This window comes from Acidovorax sp. (assembly GCF_046341535.1).
Lineage (GTDB): Bacteria > Pseudomonadota > Gammaproteobacteria > Burkholderiales > Burkholderiaceae_C > Acidovorax.
In genome coordinates this window covers 1-17,360 of the sequence record NZ_JBKDRI010000051.1, presented here as the reverse complement: position 1 = coordinate 17,360, position 17,360 = coordinate 1, and the positions used below count along the sequence as shown (strand labels likewise).

Genomic DNA, 17,360 nt, shown 5'->3' with positions numbered 1-17,360 from the left:
TGCCGCTGGGGTGGCTGGACATGGGCGGTTCTCCTCGATGGTGGAAGGGCTGCATGCCCTACCATTGAGGCATGCACCAACACCTTACGGGATCGCCGCGGATGGCGGGGTTGTCGCTCCGCGCAGCGGCTTCGTCCAACTCCCTGCGGTATGTGACCGCGCGGCCTCGGGCGGTCCGCTGCGTTGCTTTTCTTGCCAATAGCCCGGCTATTGGCTGCCAAAAGACGCCTTGCGGCCCCACCCGATCCGCACTATCACCGACTCGCGAGGGTTATGCAGGACATCCTTAGCGGGATGTCGGCGCAGCCCCCGGCCTTCCACCTGAGCCACCATCTGGACTGAAGAGCGTCCATCGATTGCGCCCCCCGCGTTTGGAGACATACATGGCCTGGTCGGCACGCATGAGCAGGGTGGCGGCGTCCTGGCCATGCTCGGGGTAAAGGGCAAGCCCCACGCTGCAAGCCACTTCCACCACGGGGGCGTCTGGCGCTTCCCCCAGGGTGCAGGGCAGCGCGACATGGTCCAGGACTTTGTTGGCCAGCCGCTCCAGCGCGCCACGGTCTCCCAGCCCCGGAAGCAGCACCGCGAACTCGTCGCCGCCCAGGCGGGCGACGGTGTCGGGTGTTCGCAGCGCCGCCTGCAAGCGCGTCGCCACGGCCTTCAGCAGCAGGTCACCCGCATCATGACCGTAGGTGTCGTTGATCGTCTTGAAGTGATCCAGGTCGATGAAGGCCACCGCAAACTGCCCGCCGTGGCGCTGGTGGTGGGCGCACAGTTGCTGCAGGCGATCGGTCAACAGCACCCTGTTGGGCAGGCCGGTGAGGGCGTCATGCTCGGCGAAGTGGCTGCGCTCGGCCAGTCGCTTTTTCTCGGTGACATCCTCCACCACGGCCAGCTGGCGCACCACCTGACCCTGCGCATCCAGCTCCCAGATGGCAGAAAGCACCACGTCAATCACACCCCCGTCGGATTTGACCATCTGCAGGCCCTCCAGGGTGGAACTTCCAGCCCAGGTGCGCCGAGGGTTCGCCCAGCGCAAAAACACTTGAGTCGAGTCGGGCGTGAAAAAGTCGGTGATCGGGCGGCCCTGAACCTCGCCTCTTGCAAAACCCAGCGTGCTCAGCCATTGCTGGCTGACATCAATCACGCGGCCATCATCACTGAGCGAATGCAGCATCGCTGGCGTCTGGGTGTAGAGCGTGCGCAGCCTTTCCTCGCTGGCGCTGAGGCGCGCCAGCGTCTTGCTAAGTCCATCGACCGTGGCTGCCAGGAAGATGCCGGGCAGCAGTGTGACCAAAACGCTGCTGTAGTAGAGGCTGTCGGCCCACCAGCCCGATGAGGGAGGCAAAAGCAAAATGCCGGACCCGATGAGCAGGCCGATCGTCAAAGCCACCAAAAGAGTGCCGATACCGGCCAATACCAGGCCACCCGTGGCAGCGAGCACGCCCAGGACCATGGAAACCATCACGAAGGGATGTGGCAAGGTGGTTGCCGAGACCAGGGTGGCACCAACGGCCAGCCACAGCAGGGCTTGATTTTTGAGGTCGGCCAGCACGGCCAGCAAGCGCTGGGGACCTTGCAGCCACACCAGCAATGCCAGCGGCAGCACCGCGACGTTGCCAATCAGGCTGCCGGCCAACCAGGTGGCCCACACGCGGCCGAAGTCCTCCGGTGACGCCACAAGCGCCGCGCCGGCCACCGCGCTCAGCATTGATGGCAGCAGGGCACCCAGCGCGTAAAGCAGCGTCAGGCGAAAAGGGTTTTGCAGATCAGCCGCCTTGATGCCGGCCGCCGCCAAGGCCAGCGCACCCAAAAGCATCTCGGCACAGTTCCCGGGCACAAAGGCAGCCGCAGACAGCCACGTCGCCGCATCCAGGCTTTGAGCCGGCAGTTTGACTGCCACGTTGGCCAGCAGGTTCGCCAGCCCCAGGGCCACCAGCATCGCGGGCCACTGGCGCCGCTGCAGCGCCAAGAGCGCCACCACCCCCACCGGATTGGCGAACCATAAGGTGGCGATCTGGCCGGGGCGCGCTGCCAGCAACAAAGACAGCACCGCCAGCAGGCCGTACGCAACGGCCAGGCCCGCAATCCAGGCACCGGAGCGCGGGCCGCCGTAGGGGGCTGAAGGCGTCATGCAGTGCCCTTGGTGCGCCGCAACAGGTACGAAGCCGTCAGTGCCGCAGCGGCCACTGCCGCCACCACAATCCCGGCCCATCGCAGCCACCGCCTGCGCTTGTCTTCGAATTCCAGGACCGAAACATCAATCCAGCGCTTGACAATCTTCTGGCGGGTGCCGTCATCCAGCCGTTGCAGCCCGGCTTCGAGTTGGCGACCCAACTGGGGCAAGGTTTTGCGATACGCAAAACTCAAGGGGTAATCGAAGCCCACTGCCTCAGAGACCTGCACGCCCTTGACCTGCTGCTGGCGCAACAGGTGGCTCACGCTGGCAATGTCTGCCACAACGGCCTGGTAATGGCCCGCCATGAGCCCCTGCAAAGCCGTCAAATCGTCGGGCACCGCCTGCCAGTCCAGCTGCGGGTAGGTTTGGCGCACGAAGGCCTCCACCGCATAGCCCTTGCCCACCGCCACCCGCTGGCCATGGAGGTCACTGAGCTTGGCGGGGCTCACGCTCTGGCGTACCACCAGCACCGCCGGAACCTGCACATACGGCGAGGTGAACGCCAGATAGGCCGACCGCTCAGGCGTAGGCCTCAGCGATGAGATCAGATCCACCTCGCCGCGCTGCGCGGCTTCCAGAATCGCCGAAAGCGGCTGCGGCGTGAGCACCTGCACAGGCGACTCCAGCCCCGGCTTGAGTTCCTCCAGGATGTCGATGGACAAACCCACCACCTTGCCATCCGCCGCCTCGTAAACAAAAGGGCCGTAGTCCTTTTCTGGGGCAAAGCGAATCTTGCCCGCTGCCACCGAGAACGTGGATCCGCACAGCAAGGCAAACAAAAGCAAAAATTTCATGGGTCGGCGTGGCGGCTGTTAGGGTCCATCCCCGGCCTGCTGGGCAGGGAGACCACGAACGGAACGTGGGAAGCGGTCACTGCGCTGCGTGGTCATAACAGCAGCTAAGCGAAACCAAAGATCGCTTTTCAGGTTACGCGATAAGCGGGTGGCGCGCAACCAGCGTTTGGTGGCTCCGGGCAGCTTGCTCAACCGTAGGGCTTTTTGGTTGATGGGCCCGGGGCTTGATTGGGCAAGTCGTCTTACATCCGCCCCTGACATCATGGAGCAAAAGAAAAACCCCACTACCAAATGGATAGCGGGGTTTCAGGTTTTCTGGCGGGGCGGAAGCGATTGTTCAACTAACTCGCTCAGTTTTCAGACCCCCTATTTTTGGTGGTGTCGGGGATTCGAACACTTCCAGATGCGATCCGTATCTGCGCAAAGACCACGCGCAGATCGACTTGCGCATTTTCTCAGCCAGACACCATGGCTTTGAGGTCCTTCACGAGCAGAAACAGATGAAACGGATCGGACGGGCTGGGCTCAAATTCCCAGTTGAGGTACCACTGTCGGGCGGTTTCATCCTTGGCATGCACCAGCAGCGCACGGATGCCTGCAATGTCAGCGGCCTGAGCGGTACGGAGCAAAGCGTCCTTGAGTAAGGCTTTGCCCAAGCCTGCTCCCTGGTGCTGAACATCCACGGCCAGCCTTGCCAAAATCATGACAGGTACGGGGTGTTGGGGGATACCTTTGATCACCCGCGGCGCAGCGGTTGCAGGGTCAACACTGCCAACAGCAAGGCTGAAAAAGCCAACCACCACCCCACCGTGGCAACACACATAGGTCTGCGCACTGTTTGACTTTTGATTGACTAGGGCAAAGCGCTGCAAAAACTGGTTGAGTGCAGCTTGGCCACAATCAAAGGACTCGACGGCATCCGAGCCGGCCAGTTTGCGAACTGACTCGTAAGTGCCTGAACTCAACCAAGCAGCCCCGGATCAGACAAAAGCTTCTTGAGCTTGGGCTTGGCGGAAACCGGTCGATCAAGCGCTGCCTGAAACGCTTTCCACTGCTGAGCCCCCAGTTCGAAGCGGGTGCGGTCAGCCAGCGTTTGGTTGGCTGCGGTGATGCCTGCATCAAGCAAAAACTCGCTCACGTTCTTGTGCGCCACGCGTGCGGCTTCCTGAAGCAATTGCTTAACCGGTGCGCTGGCGCGGACATCAATCCGCTCGGACTTGGAGGGGGTGGCTGTGGTCATGGGGCACCTGCTTTTATTGCGATTGACCCCATCATAGCGTCCGGACAACGTCATGACAAGTACGCGGTTTGAGACGGCGTTCGGGGGTGGGTGACCATGGGGTCAGTCAGGGCGCACGCAAAAAGCCCCGCGTGGTGCGGGGCTCTTAGCGCCTGACAACCCGACTGAGCGAGTTGGCAGGACTTTTTTTGGCGGAAACGGAGGGATTCGGTCACCTCGCCTCGCTGCGCTCGGCTCCTCGACCCCGGCCGGGCTTGCAAGCCCGGCCTTTCGAATCCCTCCCGGACAGGCCGCAGGGCCGGTCCTCGTCCCCGCACAAACAACAACGCCCGCTAATGCGGGCGCAGTTGTTTGGCGGAGAGGGTGGGATTCGAACCCACGGTGATGTTGCCACCACGCCTGATTTCGAGTCAGGTACATTCGACCACTCTGCCACCTCTCCTGTGTGTCGAAGCGACGGATTATAGCCAGATTCAGCACCCCCTGGAACAGACTGGACGCCAGGTCAGCGGTTTCGGGGGCAGCGCCTTGACATGACGCATGCACGCGCGCAGGTCTGCGCCGGATGCCTGGTTCAGGTGACGCGCACCCGGAGGCCCTCGCGCAGGTAGGCGCAAACGGCTGCCCGATCTCCCTCGAACACGATACGGCCGGCGCGGCCCTGGCGTTGATACGCGTACATGGGGTCGTAGTAGTGCGTGAGCAGCACGGTGATCCAGTCACGGTGCAGAGCCACGTCGTGGGAGGCTTGCTGCTGCCGCAGCGCCGCTTGCATGGTCTGACGCAGGCGCTGGTGCAAATCGCCTCCCAGGCGACGCGCAAGTTTGTCCAGGCTCGTGAGCAGACGCGCGGCATAGGCGTCAAAACCTGCCTGCGCGCCATGCAGCGCGGCAAATTCGGCGCATTGCAGGACCACGTAGTCGCGCAGGATGCGGTCCACCCGCGCATCAAACGCATCGTGCAGGTACACGATGGGCGCGCGCTCCAGACGCTGGCGCAGCTCCAGCGGTACAGCCCGGCTGCCCACGTGCTTGCCCTCGTCTTCCAGCACCAACTGCTCATGGCCGCGCGCGCGTTTCTTCAGGAAGTCGATGGCGAGCTGGTTCTCGAAGTTGATCTGCGTGGGCTGTGCCGTGGTGCGCTGCCCAAAGCTGGAGCCACGGTGGTTGGCATGGCCTTCCAGGTCAATGCCGTTGGGCAGATCGGCGATCACCTCGCTCTTGCCCGTGCCGGTGGAGCCGCTGAGCACGATCAAATCGCACTCTTGCGCCGCCGCCTTTGTGGTCTCCAGCAAGAAGGCGCGCATGGCCTTGTAGCCGCCCATGACACGCGGGTAGGCCAGGCCCGCCTCGGTGTGCAGCCACTGCTGGGTGATTTGCGAACGCAGTCCGCCTCGAAAACAGTACAGCACACCCTGCGGGTGCGCCTGCGCGAAGCCTGCCCAGGCTTGGATCCGCGCCCGCTTGAGGTCGCCAGACACCAACTGGTGCCCCAGTGCAATCGCTGCCTGCTGGCCACGCTGCTTGTAGCAGGTGCCCACCTTTTGACGCTCGTCATCGTTCATGAGCGGCAAATTCACCGCGCCAGGAAAAGCCCCCTGAACAAACTCGACCGGCGCGCGCACATCCATCAGGGGCACATCGTTCAGGAAGATGTGCCGGAGATCGCTCACGATGTCGGCCATCAGCAAAACTCGACGGCCAGGGGCCGTTGTGCCACCAGTTCGCCGATGGGCTGCAGCGGCAGGCCCAGTTCGGCCGCCACGGCCAGAAACTCACGGTCACCTTGCGGTGCCACGGCCACCAGCAGGCCGCCGCTGGTCTGCGGGTCGCACAGCAGGTGCTTTTGGGCATCCACCAGCGGGGCGATGCGCGCGCCGTAGCTGTCAAAGTTGCGCAGGGTGCCCCCAGGCACGCAGCCATGCTCAAGATAGTGCTCCACGCCCGGCAGGCGGGGCACGGCAGCAGCGTCGATGACGGCCGTCAGCCCGCTGCCGTCGGCCATCTCGACCAGATGCCCCAGCAGGCCAAAGCCTGTGACGTCCGTCATGGCCGTCACGCCAGACAACTTGCCAAAACGGCTGCCGGGCTTGTTCAGGGCGCACATCACATCACGCGCCACGCCCACGTCCTGCAGGCGCAGCAGGGCCTTTTTCTCGGCGGTGGTGAAGATGCCAATGCCCAGCGGCTTGGTGAGGTACAGGCGGCTGCCTGCGGTGGCGGTGTCGTTGCGCTTCATGTGGCGCTTGTCCACCACGCCGGTCACGGCCAGGCCGAAGATGGGCTCGGGCGCATCGATGGAGTGCCCACCCGCCAGCGGGATGCCTGCCGCATCGCACACCGCGCGCCCGCCGCGCACCACCTCGCGCGCCACCTCGGGCGGCAGCACGTTCACCGGCCAGCCCAGGATGGCAATGGCCATGAGCGGGTCGGCGCCCATGGCGTAGATGTCGCTGATGGCGTTGGTGGCGGCAATGCGCCCGAAGTCGAACGGGTCGTCAACGATGGGCATGAAAAAATCGGTGGTGGAAACCACACCGCGCTCGTCGTCCAGCGCGTACACGGCGGCATCGTCGCGCGATGCATTGCCCACCCACAGGCGCGGGTCCAGGTGCTGGGCGCCGCTGCCGGCCAGGATGACGTCGAGCACCTTGGGGCTGATCTTGCAGCCGCAGCCCGCGCCGTGGCTGTACTGGGTAAGGCGAATGGGGCCGCTGGCGGCGGCATCGGGGGTTATGGCAGGAGGTGTCATGCCTGCATTGTCCCGAATCGACCAACCGTTGAGCTTGCGGCCCCCTTAAAACACCAGGGCCGGCCACGTTCTTGCGATCGTGACCGGCCCGGTTCGTTGCGCCCTGAGCCCGGCGCGGGGTTGGGCGGGTGCGGTCAGGCGGCGGGTGCCAGCACCGAAACGCCGCCCATGTAGGGGCGCAGCACCTCGGGCACGACCACGCTGCCATCGGCCTGCTGGAAGTTTTCCAGCACAGCCACCAGCGTGCGGCCCACGGCCAGGCCCGAGCCATTCAAGGTGTGCACCAGTTCGTTTTTGCCCTGCGCGTTCTTGAAGCGGGCCTGCATGCGGCGGGCCTGGAATGCTTCGCAATTGCTCACCGAGCTGATCTCGCGGTAGGTGTTCTGGGCGGGCAGCCACACTTCCAGGTCATAGGTCTTGGCGGCGCCAAAGCCCATGTCGCCGGTGCACAGGCTCATCACGCGGTAGGGCAGGCCGAGCTTTTGCAGCACAGCCTCGGCGTGGCGGGTCATCTCTTCCAGTGCTTCGTAGCTTTTGTCGGGGTGCACGATCTGGACCATCTCGACCTTGTCGAACTGGTGCTGTCGGATCATGCCGCGTGTGTCGCGGCCATAGCTGCCGGCCTCGGAGCGAAAGCAGGGCGTGTGGGCCGTGAGCTTGATGGGCAAATCAGCTTCGGCCACCACCAGGTCGCGCACAAAGTTGGTCAGCGGCACTTCGCTGGTGGGGATGAGGTAGAGCGCGGCGTTGTCGGGCACGGGCTCACCATCCTGCCCGCCCTTTTTGGCGGCAAACAGGTCGCCTTCAAACTTGGGCAACTGGCCGGTGCCCTTGAGCGAGTCGGCATTGACGGCGTAGGGTACGTAGCACTCGGTGTAGCCATGCTCGAGCGTCTGCAGGTCGAGCATGAATTGGCTGAGGGCGCGGTGCAGGCGGGCGATGGGGCCCTTCATCACCGTGAAGCGCGACCCCGAGAGCTTGACGCCCATGTCGAAATCGAGCCCCAGGGGCGTGCCCACATCCACATGGTCTTTCACCGCAAAGGCAAAGGCGGCGGGGGTGCCCCAGCGGCGCACTTCGACGTTGCCGTGCTCGTCGCTGCCCACGGGCACGGACTCGTGCGGCAGGTTGGGCACTGCGGCCAGCATGGTCTGCAGCTCGGTCTGAATCTGCTCCAGGCGGGCGGCAGATTGCTCCAGCTCCACCTTGCCTGCGGCCACCTGGGCCTTGGTGGCTTCGGCACCGTCCTTGTCGCCCCGGCTCATCAGCATGCCCACCTGCTTGGAAAGCTGGTTGCGCTGGGCCTGCAATTCCTCGGTGCGGGTTTGCAGCGTCTTGCGCTCGGATTCCAGGGACTGGAACGCTTGCACGTTCAGGAAAGCCTGGGGCTTTTTGCGGGTTTCCAGGCGCGCGATGGCGGTGTCGAGGTCTTTGCGGAGAAGGAGGATGTCAAGCATCACAGGATTTTAGAGCGCCCCTGAGTCGGGCATTGGAGTCCCCCCTGAGTCGCTTCGCGCCTTCCCCCCACAGGAGGGACGCCCCCGGCGCGGCGGGGCGGCCCTTGCGCGGGGGCGCTGGCGTGGGCCGCGCCCGTTGCAGCGCCCCGCGTGGGCCGGGTCAGTTGAGCGTTGCCGGATCGAAGTTGGCGCCGCACAGGATCAGCGCGACCGTCTCTTGCGGCTGGGGCTGGTAGGCACCCGTTTGCAGCGCGGCCAGGCCCAGCGCGGCGGCGGGCTCCACGGCCAGTTTTAGTTCTTGCCACAGCCAGATTTGCGCCGCGCGGATGGCGTCGTCGGGCAGCAGCAGCGCATCGTGCACATGGCGCTGGCTGATGTCCCAGCAGATGCTGCCGATCCGGCGTGCGCCCAGCGAGTCGGCGGCCAGACCGCCCACCTCCACATCGACCGGATGGCCCGCAGCGCGGGCGGCGTGCAGGGTGGGCGCGCGCTCAGGCTCAAGCGCCACCACATGGGCGTGGCTTTGCACCCAGGCTGCCACGCCGCCAATCAGGCCGCCGCCGCCCACGCTCACGAGCACGCTGTCGGGCAGGCGGCCGCCCTGCTCTTGCATTTCCAGCGCCAGCGTGCCCGCGCCGGCCACCACCTCGGGCTGGTCGTAGGCGTGGGCCTGCAGCGCGCCGGTGGCTTTTTGGCGCGCAACACAGGCTTCCAATGCCTGCGCATAGGCAGCGCCCGTGACCACGACCTCGGCCCCCAGCGATCGCAGGCGCGCGCGCTTGGCCTCGGGCGACACCTCGGGCACAAACACCTCGCAGCGCACGCCCAGGGCCCGCGCGGCGGCCGCCACGGCAATGCCCGCGTTGCCGCCCGACGCAATGATCACGCCGCTGTCGGGCACCGGGTTGGCCAGCAGGCGGTAGAGCATGCCGCGGGCCTTGAAGCTACCGCCCACCTGCGTTTGCTCCAGCTTGAGCCACACCTCGGCGCAATCCACCCCCAGTGCACGGCCCGGCAGGCGCATGAGCGGCGTGGTGCGCAGAAAATCAGGGCGGGTGCCCAGCTGCTGGCGTGCGGTGGAAATGGCGGCGCGATCAATCATGCGGGGGCTCGGCAGGGACACAATGACGGGCAGTGTAGAGGGGTTGGCATGGCGCAAAACGGGGCGCAGCGCCTGAACGTACCCCGCTGCGCTGAATTCCCAGCCCAGGAGCCTGTCGGACCTGGAGCATCGAAAGCGAGAATCGGCGAGAGCGAGGACCGTTTTTGCCGAATGTGCAGCCCCATAGCCGCGCGATGGGCAAAAAGGCGGTAAAAAATGGAGCGGTGCGGTCGATTGGCGGTCAATTGGCAGCCGACGACTTCCAAGTCCGACAGGCTCCCGGGCAAGCCGATCACCCGGGATGGCTGTTGCAGGCGGTCGCAAGTGCGGGTCGGCAATTCAGGAGGAACCATGTTCTTTGTGTTTGGACCTTCGGGCCAGATGTTCCGCGGTGGGCCGGAAAACCTGGCGCGCATCTCGGCCGTGCGCCGCGTGGAACGGCCGCAGGCCCTGCGCACCCGCCCCATGGATGCGGACGCTGAGACGCCTGGCCCCACAGCGGGCCTGCCAGCAACCCCGGCCACGCCCCGCCCCCCCACGGCCACGAATCTGCGCATGCAGGACGCCGTGAACGCCTACGCCCAGACCGAGCATGGCCCGCCGCCAGCGCGCCAGCCGCTGACCCTGGTGAGCGACGTGATGACCGTGGGCGGGTTGAGCGTGCCGCCCGACGCCCTGGTCAACAACGCCTGGCAGACGCTGGCCGAGCACCATGTGGCGCAGGCACCGGTGGTGGATGCGCTGGGGCGCGTGATCGGCCTGCTGCTGCGCGCCGACATGGCACCGCTGGACCTGCTGCCCGAGCCGGGCGCGATCAAACAGGCGATTGAGCTCGCCCGTCGCCCGGTGTCGGAGGTCATGCTGAGCCCCGTGCCCACGGTGTCCGCAGACGCCGCGCTGCGCAGGGTCGCGGCGGTGCTGCTGGATACCGGCCTGCCCGGCCTGCCCGTGACGGACGAGGCGGGCGTGCTGGCGGGCTTTATCTCGCGCACCGACATCCTGCGCGCGGTGGCAGCCGACCCGCCGCTGGACCTGTGGAGCGGGCCCGCCGTCGCGCTGTAGGCCGCTCACCCGGGTTTGTGCTCAAAATCCGAATCAAATTGGGCGGTTACGCACGGCGCGCCTAGAACATCAGCTATATTTTTAATAGCAAAGCACGCAGAGGGCGTTGGCGGCGATCGCGGGCGCACCGGGCAGGCCGCAGCGGGGCAACACAATGGCACCCGGACGTGCTCAGTGCGCGCCGGGGCCCGTCTCGGGCGTGCGCTGGCGGATCTCCAGGCCCGTGGCCGCGTCGATCTTGAGCCCCTTGGGCAGCGGGAACTTGATGGTTTCCTGAATGCCCGACATGGTGCGCACCGACACGGCACCCAGCCGCTTGATGCGGTCGATCACCTGCGTGACCAGGATTTCCGGGGCCGATGCGCCTGCCGTCAAACCCACCCGCACCGCGCCGCCAAACCACTCGGCGCGCAACTCGTCGGCGCTGTCGACCATGTAGGCCGTGGTGCCCAGCTTGGCGGCCAGTTCACGCAGACGGGTGCTGTTAGAGCTGGTGGGGCTGCCCACCACGATCATCACATCCACCTGCGGGCTGAGCAGCTTGACGGCGTCCTGCCGGTTTTGCGTGGCGTAGCAAATGTCCTGCTGCTTGGGCTCGCGCACCTGCGGGAAACGGGCGCGCACGGCGGCGGCGATCTCTGCGGCGTCGTCCACCGACAGCGTGGTCTGGGTGACCACGGCCAGCTTGTGCGTCTGCGCCGGCTGCACGCGGGCCACATCGGCAACATCTTCCACCAGATGAATGCCGCTCTCCAGCTGGCCCATGGTGCCTTCGACCTCGGGATGCCCCTTGTGGCCGATCATGATGAACTCATAGCCCTCTTTGGCCAGCTTGGCCACCTCCACATGCACCTTGCTCACCAGCGGGCAGGTGGCATCAAAGATGGTGAAGCCACGGTCCTCGGCCTCCTGCTGCACCGCGCGGCTCACGCCGTGGGCGCTGAAAACCAGAGTGGCCCCGGGCGGCACGTCCGACAACGCCTCGATGAAGATCGCGCCCTTGGCCTTGAGGTCATTGACCACGTAGGTGTTGTGCACGATTTCATGGCGCACATAGATGGGCGCGCCAAACTTTTGCAGCGCGCGCTCGACGATCTCAATGGCGCGGTCAACGCCAGCACAAAAGCCGCGCGGCTCGGCCAGGAGGATTTCTTGCGGAGCGCTCATCACAAAATTCCAATCACCTGGACTTCAAACGTGACCGGCTGGCCCGCCAGCGGGTGGTTGAAGTCAAACAGCACCGCGCCGTCCTCCCGCACCTGCTGCACGGCCCCGGCATAGCTGCCCAGGCCGTCCGGCGTGGGGAACTGCACCACATCGCCCACGCTGTATTGCTCGTGCGGGTCACCCAACTGGTTGAGCAGCTTGCGGGCCACCCACTGCTGCATGTCGGCATTGCGCTCGCCAAAGGCCTCGCCCGCAGGCAGCTCAAACGTGGCACGCGTGCCCTCGGCCAGCCCCAGCAGGCGCTGCTCCACCGCGGGCGACAGCTCTCCGGTGCCCAGCGACAGCGTGGCGGGCTTGTCGGTGAAGGTGTTGATGACGTTGCCCGAGGGACCGGCCAGCCGGTAGTGCAGCGTGAGAAACGAGCCAGGCTGAACCGTGGGCACAGCGATGTCGATAGAGGTCATGGAAGTCCCGATAAACTGGACTGCATTGTAGAAAACCGGGCAAAGCCCTCACATCAACGCAGCCGCCGCCCGGCCCTGGACACCCAGCCCCCTCCCTCCATGCCCCTCAAAGACCTGCCCGCGGACGCCCAGCCGCGCGAAAAACTGCTGGCCCGCGGCCCCGGCGCACTGGCCGATGCGGAACTGCTGGCCATCTTGCTGCGCACTGGCATCGTGGGCAAAGGCGTGCTGCAGCTCGCTCAGGAACTCCTCGCTCCACCCGCCGCCGATCCGGTCACCGGCCAGCCCGGCGGCGGCTTTGGCGGCATGGCCGGACTGCTGCACGCCACCACGTCAGACCTGGCGCGCATCAAGGGCCTGGGCCCGGCCAAGCGCGCCGAGCTGGTGGCGGTGCTGGAGCTGGCCCGGCGCGCCCTGGCCCAGCAGCTGCGCGAGCGCGCCGTGTTCGACTCGGCCGACACCGTCAAACACTACGTGCAACTGCACCTGGCGGCCAAGGGGCATGAAGTGTTTGCGGTGCTGTTTCTCGACAGCCAGAACCGGCTGGTGGCCATGGAAGAACTGTTTCGCGGCACGCTCACCCAGACCAGCGTGTACCCGCGCGAAGTGGTGCTGCGCGCGCTGCACCACCAGGCCGCCGCGGTCATCCTGGCGCACAACCACCCCAGCGGCAGCGTGCAGCCCAGCCGGGCCGACGAAGCCCTGACGCAGACGCTCAAGACCACCCTGGCGCTGGTGGATGTGCGCGTGCTCGACCATGTCATCGTGGCGCCAGGCCAGGCCCTGTCGATGGCTGAAAAGGGATTGCTGTGAGCCCGGTGCGGATGGTGGGCCGACTGGCCCTGGCGGCCGCGCTGGCCGCGACCCTGGCCACGGGCTGCGGCAGCCGCGTGCCGCCCGAGGCCACCGCCCCCTTGCCCATCGCGCAGGCGAGCCATGTTGCTGCGCAGGCGAGCCATGTTGCGGCGCAGGCAAGCCCTGCCACGGCGCAGGCGAGCCACGCCGCGGCCCAGGCCCAGGGCCCTGCCCTTCGCATCATCGGCACGGTCAACATCCCAAGCGGCATCGAGTTGCTGGGCACCCCGCTGGGCGGGCTCTCGGGCATCGACTACGACGCGGCCAGCGACCAATACCTGCTCATCAGCGACGATCGCTCGCTCCGGGCTCCCGCCCGGGTGTACACCGCCCGCATCCCGCTGGATGCCCACACCTTGCAGCCGCCGCAATGGCTGCAGGTGCAACACCTGCTTCACGCCACGGGCGTGCCCTATCCCTCCTCGCGGCGGGCCGCGTCCGGCATGGATGCGCCAGACGCCGAAGCTGTGCGCTGGCTGCCCGGTGCGCGGCAGTTCGTGTGGACCAGCGAAGGCGACTTCGCCCGTGGGTTTGGGCCCCAAATGCGTGTCAACAACGCCGATGGCACTGCCGTGCGCGACATTGCGCTGCCCGCCAGCTTCGCGCCTGCTGCCGATCGGCAAAGCGGCCCGCGCAACAACGGCACGCTCGAAGGGCTGGCGCTGCTGCCCGGTGGGCGCAAGGCCTGGCTGGCGATGGAGCTGCCCTGGGTGCAGGACGGCCCGCTGCCAACCCACACGGCTCAGGGCGGCCCGGTTCGACTCACCCTGGTGGAGCTGGCCACGGGCCGCGCGCTGCGCCAGATCGCCTACCAGCCCGACGCCGTGCACCACGCACGGCCGCTGCCCGTGGGGCCCGAGACGGTGGGCATCAGCGAGGTGCTGGCCGACGGCAAGCACCATCTGCTGGTGCTTGAGCGCAGCTACAGCGCAGGCGCGGGCTTTTCGGTGCGGCTGTACCGCATCGACACCCGCGCGGGCACCAACACGCTGGCCCGGGCTCAGCTTGCACCGGGCAACCATGTGCCGGTACCCAAAACACTGGTAGCCGACTTTGCTGCGCTGGGCATCTCGCCGGTCGACAACCTCGAAGGCATGACCTGGGGCCCCGTGCTGCCAGGCGGTGCTCGCACCCTGGTGTTTGTGAGCGATGACAACTTCAACCCGGGGCAGGTCACGCAGTTCATTGCGGCCCAGTACATCCCCCCGACGCCAGAGCGGTAAGTCGGCTTTCCGATGCCCCAGTGCGCCGGATTCGGGTACAACCGACCGCTTCATGATGACGACACGCCCGCTCCAAGCCCGATCACTGCAGGATTTGAAGCCGCTGCGCGAAGCGCTTGCCGCGCGTGCCGCCCACGAAAACCGCCTGCGCCAGGAGCGCGCGGAGGCGGAGCGCCGCGCCCGGGCAGAGAAAAACATGTTCCAGCTGGCCGTGGGCCCCGTGCAGCCGCTGCTGGGCCAGCACGACCGCCGCTGGCACACCCCCGAGCCACCCGAGCCGCTACCCGCACAACGCGAGCTGGATGAACAGCGCGTGCTGCGCGAAGCCATCAGCGATGAGTTCGACGTATCGACCCTGCTGGATGTGGACGACCAGCTGAGCTTTCGGCGCAGCGGCATTGGCCGCGATGTCACGCACAAACTGCGCGCTGGTTACTGGAGCATCCAGCGTCAACTGGACCTGCACGGCCTGCGCACCGACGAGGCCCGCGAGGCCCTGGGCCACTTCATCCGCCTGGCGCACCGCACCGGCCTGCGCTGCGTTCGCATCGTGCATGGCAAGGGGCTCGGCTCGCCCGGCAAAACCCCGGTGCTCAAGGGCCGCGTGCAGCGCTGGCTGGTGCAGAAAAAAGAAGTGCTGGCCTTTGTGCAGGCGCGCCCGGCCGACGGGGGCGCAGGGGCTTTGGTGGTGCTGCTGCAGCCGGTCATGCGCAAAAGGCCGTGACGGCAGGCGCAGGCATGCGCGGCCACGCCGTGGTGCAACCCACCGCTGACCGCTATGGCACCCGGGGCAACGCAGGCGGGCTCCCGGGCGCGCCCGCCCACCGCGCGGGGCGTCGCCGGGGGCCAGCTCCCGAAAAATCATAGTCAAAAAAGGCAGTTACGCGCGACCATGAAGCCTTTTTAGCTATCACATTCATAGCAAACAACCACCATGGCCCGATGTCGCGGGTCCGGGCCGCATGGCCTGTGGCGTTGCAAGCGCGCATGAAAAACCGGCCAGCGCCTGGTTGCAAGGCGCTGGCCGGTGTGTGATCTCCTCCGCGCTGTCAGCAACAGCGGGCGGTGTCAGGGCAACCGCAGGTAGTCCGACTCGCGCACGTTGACGCGGTATTCACGGCCGTTGACACGGTAGGTGACCCACAGCACCTTGGGCGTGCCGGGGGCGGGGTCGTAGCCCGCCAGGTCATTCTCCACCCGCACCGAAAGCCGGTCGCCCCGCACTTGCGAGCGCAGCCGGTCGGTCATGTCGATCGAGCGGCCGTCCACACCGTAGATGGCCTGCACGATCTCCAGGCCGCCGCCCATGCCGGGCGGGGGATACAGGCCGCCACCACTGCCAGTCCAGCCGCCGTTCCAGCCGTCATTGCCCCAGTTGCCGCCACCCCAGCCGGAAAAACGCGCGCCGTCGATGGTGCTGCCTTCGGGATACTCAAACACCCGCGTCTGGCCATCGCGGGTGCGCACATGAATCCGCAGCGTCTTGCGCTGTCCGCGGTGGGGGTCTACGCCAAACGTGTCGTTGGTCAGTTGAATGGCGCGATCGCGGCGGGCCAGGTCGCGCAGGCGGCGCGTCACGTCCACATGCTGCTCGGGCGTGCCGTACATGGCCTGCAGGATGACGAACTCGCCATCGTCGGGCCGTCCGCCACCGGGGTAGCCGTTCCAGTTGCCACCGCCACTGCCTTGCCCCCAGCTGCCGTTAGACCAGGCAGAGAACTGCCTGCCATCCACATTGCTTCCCTCAGGGTATTCAAACGTGCGGGTGTAACCGCGAGGATCGCGGGCATAGATGCGCAGAGCCTTGGGGCGGTTGCGGTGCGGATCGACCCCGAAGGTGTCGTTGCTCACGCGGATGGTCACGTCAAGACGGGCCAGGTCGCGCAGGCGGTCCGTCACGTCCACGTTGCTCTCAGGCGTGCCGTAGCGAGCGCTCAGAATCTGGTAGGCACCACCATCGCCACGCTGGGCCATGGCCGGAGCCACCAGCCCCACCAGCAATAGCAGGGCTGCCCACCAGCGGAGCACCATCGAATGCGTCATCATCAAAATCTCCTCAGGTTATGGGTATCGCCGCGCTGTGCGAGATGCGCCAGCGCTGCGCCCGGCTGGGCATCGCCCGCGTAAGACCACCCCGGTCCGGCGGGGCCTCAGATCAGGGCCAACCATAGCCACAAAGCCCTGGCAGTCGCCGGGGATTATTGGGCATTCGGCAGACCAAATTTGTGCCATGTGTTTCCAGTTGTGCAACGCAGCCCACACGGGCACTGCGCGAGCGGCACATGCCCCAGCGACGCAGTGGCACGCGAACAAACCGCCCACAGCGCACGGCGTGTGCACAGACGGGGCGAAACGGCTTGCCACTGGCCGCCCGAGGCGACCGACCTTGTCCACCGTAACGCCTTCAAGCCATGTTTGGATGACTCTGGATGCCGTCGTTGAAACAGCTCTCGCGACGATCCTATGCGGCGCACCCTGCCGCCTACACGCCTTTGTTGCGCATCCAGTCTGCGGTGCCCATGAAGCTCTCGCGCAGCCGGGTACGCAGAGCGGGCGGAACACCCGTTTCGCCCATGGCCTGATCCATGCAGGCCACCCACTGGTCACGCTCCTTGATGCCGATGGCAAACGGCAGGTGGCGCGCACGCAGCCGCGGGTGACCAAACTGGTCGGTGTAGTACGAGGGGCCGCCCAGCCAGCCGCACAAAAACATGAACAGCTTTTGCCGCGCCTGGGTCAGGTCCGAGCCATGCGCTGCGCGCAGTTCGGCGTAGGCTGGCTCCAGGTCCATCAGGTCATAAAAGCGCTCGGTGAGTGCCCGCACGCGGCTTTCGCCCCCGATCCATTCGAACGGGTTGGCGGGAGAAACGGAGCCATCCCCCGTGGAGGCTCCGGTGTCGGTCAGTTCTGAAGTCATGGCAATGATTGAACCTAAAAACGGCAGTTGGATGCATTTGCCAGCGCTGCTGTTGGGGCGCCAGGCAAGGCGCGACGACGCGGCAGGCTCGTGCCTGCAAGGAGGAGCAACACCGCATGGCGCTCCAAAAGCGGTGCTGGCAAGTGCAT

Annotated in this window: 16 protein-coding genes and 1 tRNA gene; 4 read left to right on the top strand and 13 right to left on the bottom strand. The window is 66.2% G+C overall.

Annotated features, from left to right (window positions below; all coding sequences use genetic code 11):
• Positions 1-286 precede the first annotated feature (286 nt).
• From ACK543_RS03540 to ACK543_RS03500, 9 genes are all read right to left on the bottom strand, one after another.
• Positions 287-2,134, bottom strand: coding sequence for a diguanylate cyclase domain-containing protein (locus tag ACK543_RS03540; RefSeq protein WP_409941482.1), 1,848 nt, complete (start codon positions 2,132-2,134; stop codon positions 287-289).
• Complete coding sequence (locus ACK543_RS03535; RefSeq protein ID WP_409941481.1) at positions 2,131-2,973, bottom strand: transporter substrate-binding domain-containing protein; 843 nt, start codon at positions 2,971-2,973, stop codon at positions 2,131-2,133. Before ACK543_RS03535 ends, ACK543_RS03540 begins: the two co-directional genes overlap by 4 nt.
• 455 nt (positions 2,974-3,428) lie before the next feature.
• On the bottom strand, positions 3,429-3,845 hold the full coding sequence (locus tag ACK543_RS03530) for a GNAT family N-acetyltransferase (protein ID WP_409941480.1): 417 nt from the start codon (positions 3,843-3,845) through the stop codon (positions 3,429-3,431).
• Between the two features lie 89 nt (positions 3,846-3,934).
• On the bottom strand, positions 3,935-4,213 hold the full coding sequence (locus ACK543_RS03525; RefSeq protein WP_409941479.1) for a DUF1778 domain-containing protein: 279 nt from the start codon (positions 4,211-4,213) through the stop codon (positions 3,935-3,937).
• A gap of 352 nt (positions 4,214-4,565) precedes the next feature.
• Positions 4,566-4,655, bottom strand: a tRNA-Ser gene (locus ACK543_RS03520).
• A 132-nt stretch (positions 4,656-4,787) separates the two neighbouring features.
• Positions 4,788-5,897: a tRNA 2-selenouridine(34) synthase MnmH gene (gene mnmH, locus ACK543_RS03515; protein ID WP_409941478.1), complete on the bottom strand. Its 1,110-nt coding sequence runs from the start codon at positions 5,895-5,897 to the stop codon at positions 4,788-4,790.
• Positions 5,897-6,964, bottom strand: coding sequence for a selenide, water dikinase SelD (gene selD / locus ACK543_RS03510; protein WP_409941477.1), 1,068 nt, complete (start codon positions 6,962-6,964; stop codon positions 5,897-5,899). The genes mnmH and selD overlap by 1 nt, the downstream gene beginning before the upstream one ends.
• 134 nt (positions 6,965-7,098) lie before the next feature.
• Entirely contained in the window at positions 7,099-8,421 is a 1,323-nt protein-coding gene (gene serS / locus ACK543_RS03505) for a serine--tRNA ligase (RefSeq protein WP_409941476.1), read from the bottom strand.
• 160 nt (positions 8,422-8,581) lie between these two features.
• Positions 8,582-9,523, bottom strand: coding sequence for a threonine/serine dehydratase (locus tag ACK543_RS03500; protein ID WP_409941475.1), 942 nt, complete (start codon positions 9,521-9,523; stop codon positions 8,582-8,584).
• Positions 9,524-9,874: 351 nt separating this feature from the next.
• On the opposite strand from ACK543_RS03500, the gene ACK543_RS03495 reads away from it, so the two are divergent.
• Complete coding sequence (locus tag ACK543_RS03495) at positions 9,875-10,585, top strand: HPP family protein (RefSeq protein ID WP_409941474.1); 711 nt, start codon at positions 9,875-9,877, stop codon at positions 10,583-10,585.
• A 171-nt stretch (positions 10,586-10,756) separates the two neighbouring features.
• On the opposite strand, the gene ispH is transcribed toward ACK543_RS03495, so the two are convergent.
• Both ispH and ACK543_RS03485 read right to left on the bottom strand, forming a co-directional pair.
• Positions 10,757-11,752, bottom strand: a complete 996-nt coding sequence (ispH, locus tag ACK543_RS03490; RefSeq protein ID WP_409941473.1) for a 4-hydroxy-3-methylbut-2-enyl diphosphate reductase — start codon at positions 11,750-11,752, stop codon at positions 10,757-10,759.
• Positions 11,752-12,216, bottom strand: a complete 465-nt coding sequence (locus ACK543_RS03485; RefSeq protein ID WP_409941472.1) for a peptidylprolyl isomerase — start codon at positions 12,214-12,216, stop codon at positions 11,752-11,754. The genes ispH and ACK543_RS03485 overlap by 1 nt, the downstream gene beginning before the upstream one ends.
• Positions 12,217-12,315: 99 nt before the next feature.
• Between ACK543_RS03485 and radC the strand changes: the two genes are divergently transcribed.
• Genes radC through ACK543_RS03470 form a run of 3 tightly spaced genes read left to right on the top strand, consistent with a single transcriptional unit; the run spans position 12,316 to position 15,018 of the window.
• Positions 12,316-13,029, top strand: coding sequence for a RadC family protein (radC, locus tag ACK543_RS03480; protein ID WP_409941471.1), 714 nt, complete (start codon positions 12,316-12,318; stop codon positions 13,027-13,029).
• On the top strand, positions 13,026-14,294 hold the full coding sequence (locus tag ACK543_RS03475; protein ID WP_409941470.1) for an esterase-like activity of phytase family protein: 1,269 nt from the start codon (positions 13,026-13,028) through the stop codon (positions 14,292-14,294). The genes radC and ACK543_RS03475 overlap by 4 nt, the downstream gene beginning before the upstream one ends.
• A 52-nt stretch (positions 14,295-14,346) precedes the next feature.
• Positions 14,347-15,018, top strand: a complete 672-nt coding sequence (locus tag ACK543_RS03470) for a Smr/MutS family protein (protein ID WP_409941469.1) — start codon at positions 14,347-14,349, stop codon at positions 15,016-15,018.
• 344 nt (positions 15,019-15,362) lie between these two features.
• Here the strand turns inward: ACK543_RS03470 and ACK543_RS03465 are convergent, their stop codons facing one another.
• Positions 15,363-16,340 (bottom strand): DNAJC11 domain-containing protein, encoded by a 978-nt coding sequence (locus tag ACK543_RS03465; RefSeq protein ID WP_409941468.1) that lies wholly within the window; start codon positions 16,338-16,340, stop codon positions 15,363-15,365.
• 436 nt (positions 16,341-16,776) lie between these two features.
• A complete protein-coding gene (locus tag ACK543_RS03460; RefSeq protein WP_409941467.1) occupies positions 16,777-17,211 on the bottom strand; it encodes a group II truncated hemoglobin in 435 nt (144 codons plus the stop codon).
• Between the last annotated feature and the right edge of the window lie 149 nt (positions 17,212-17,360).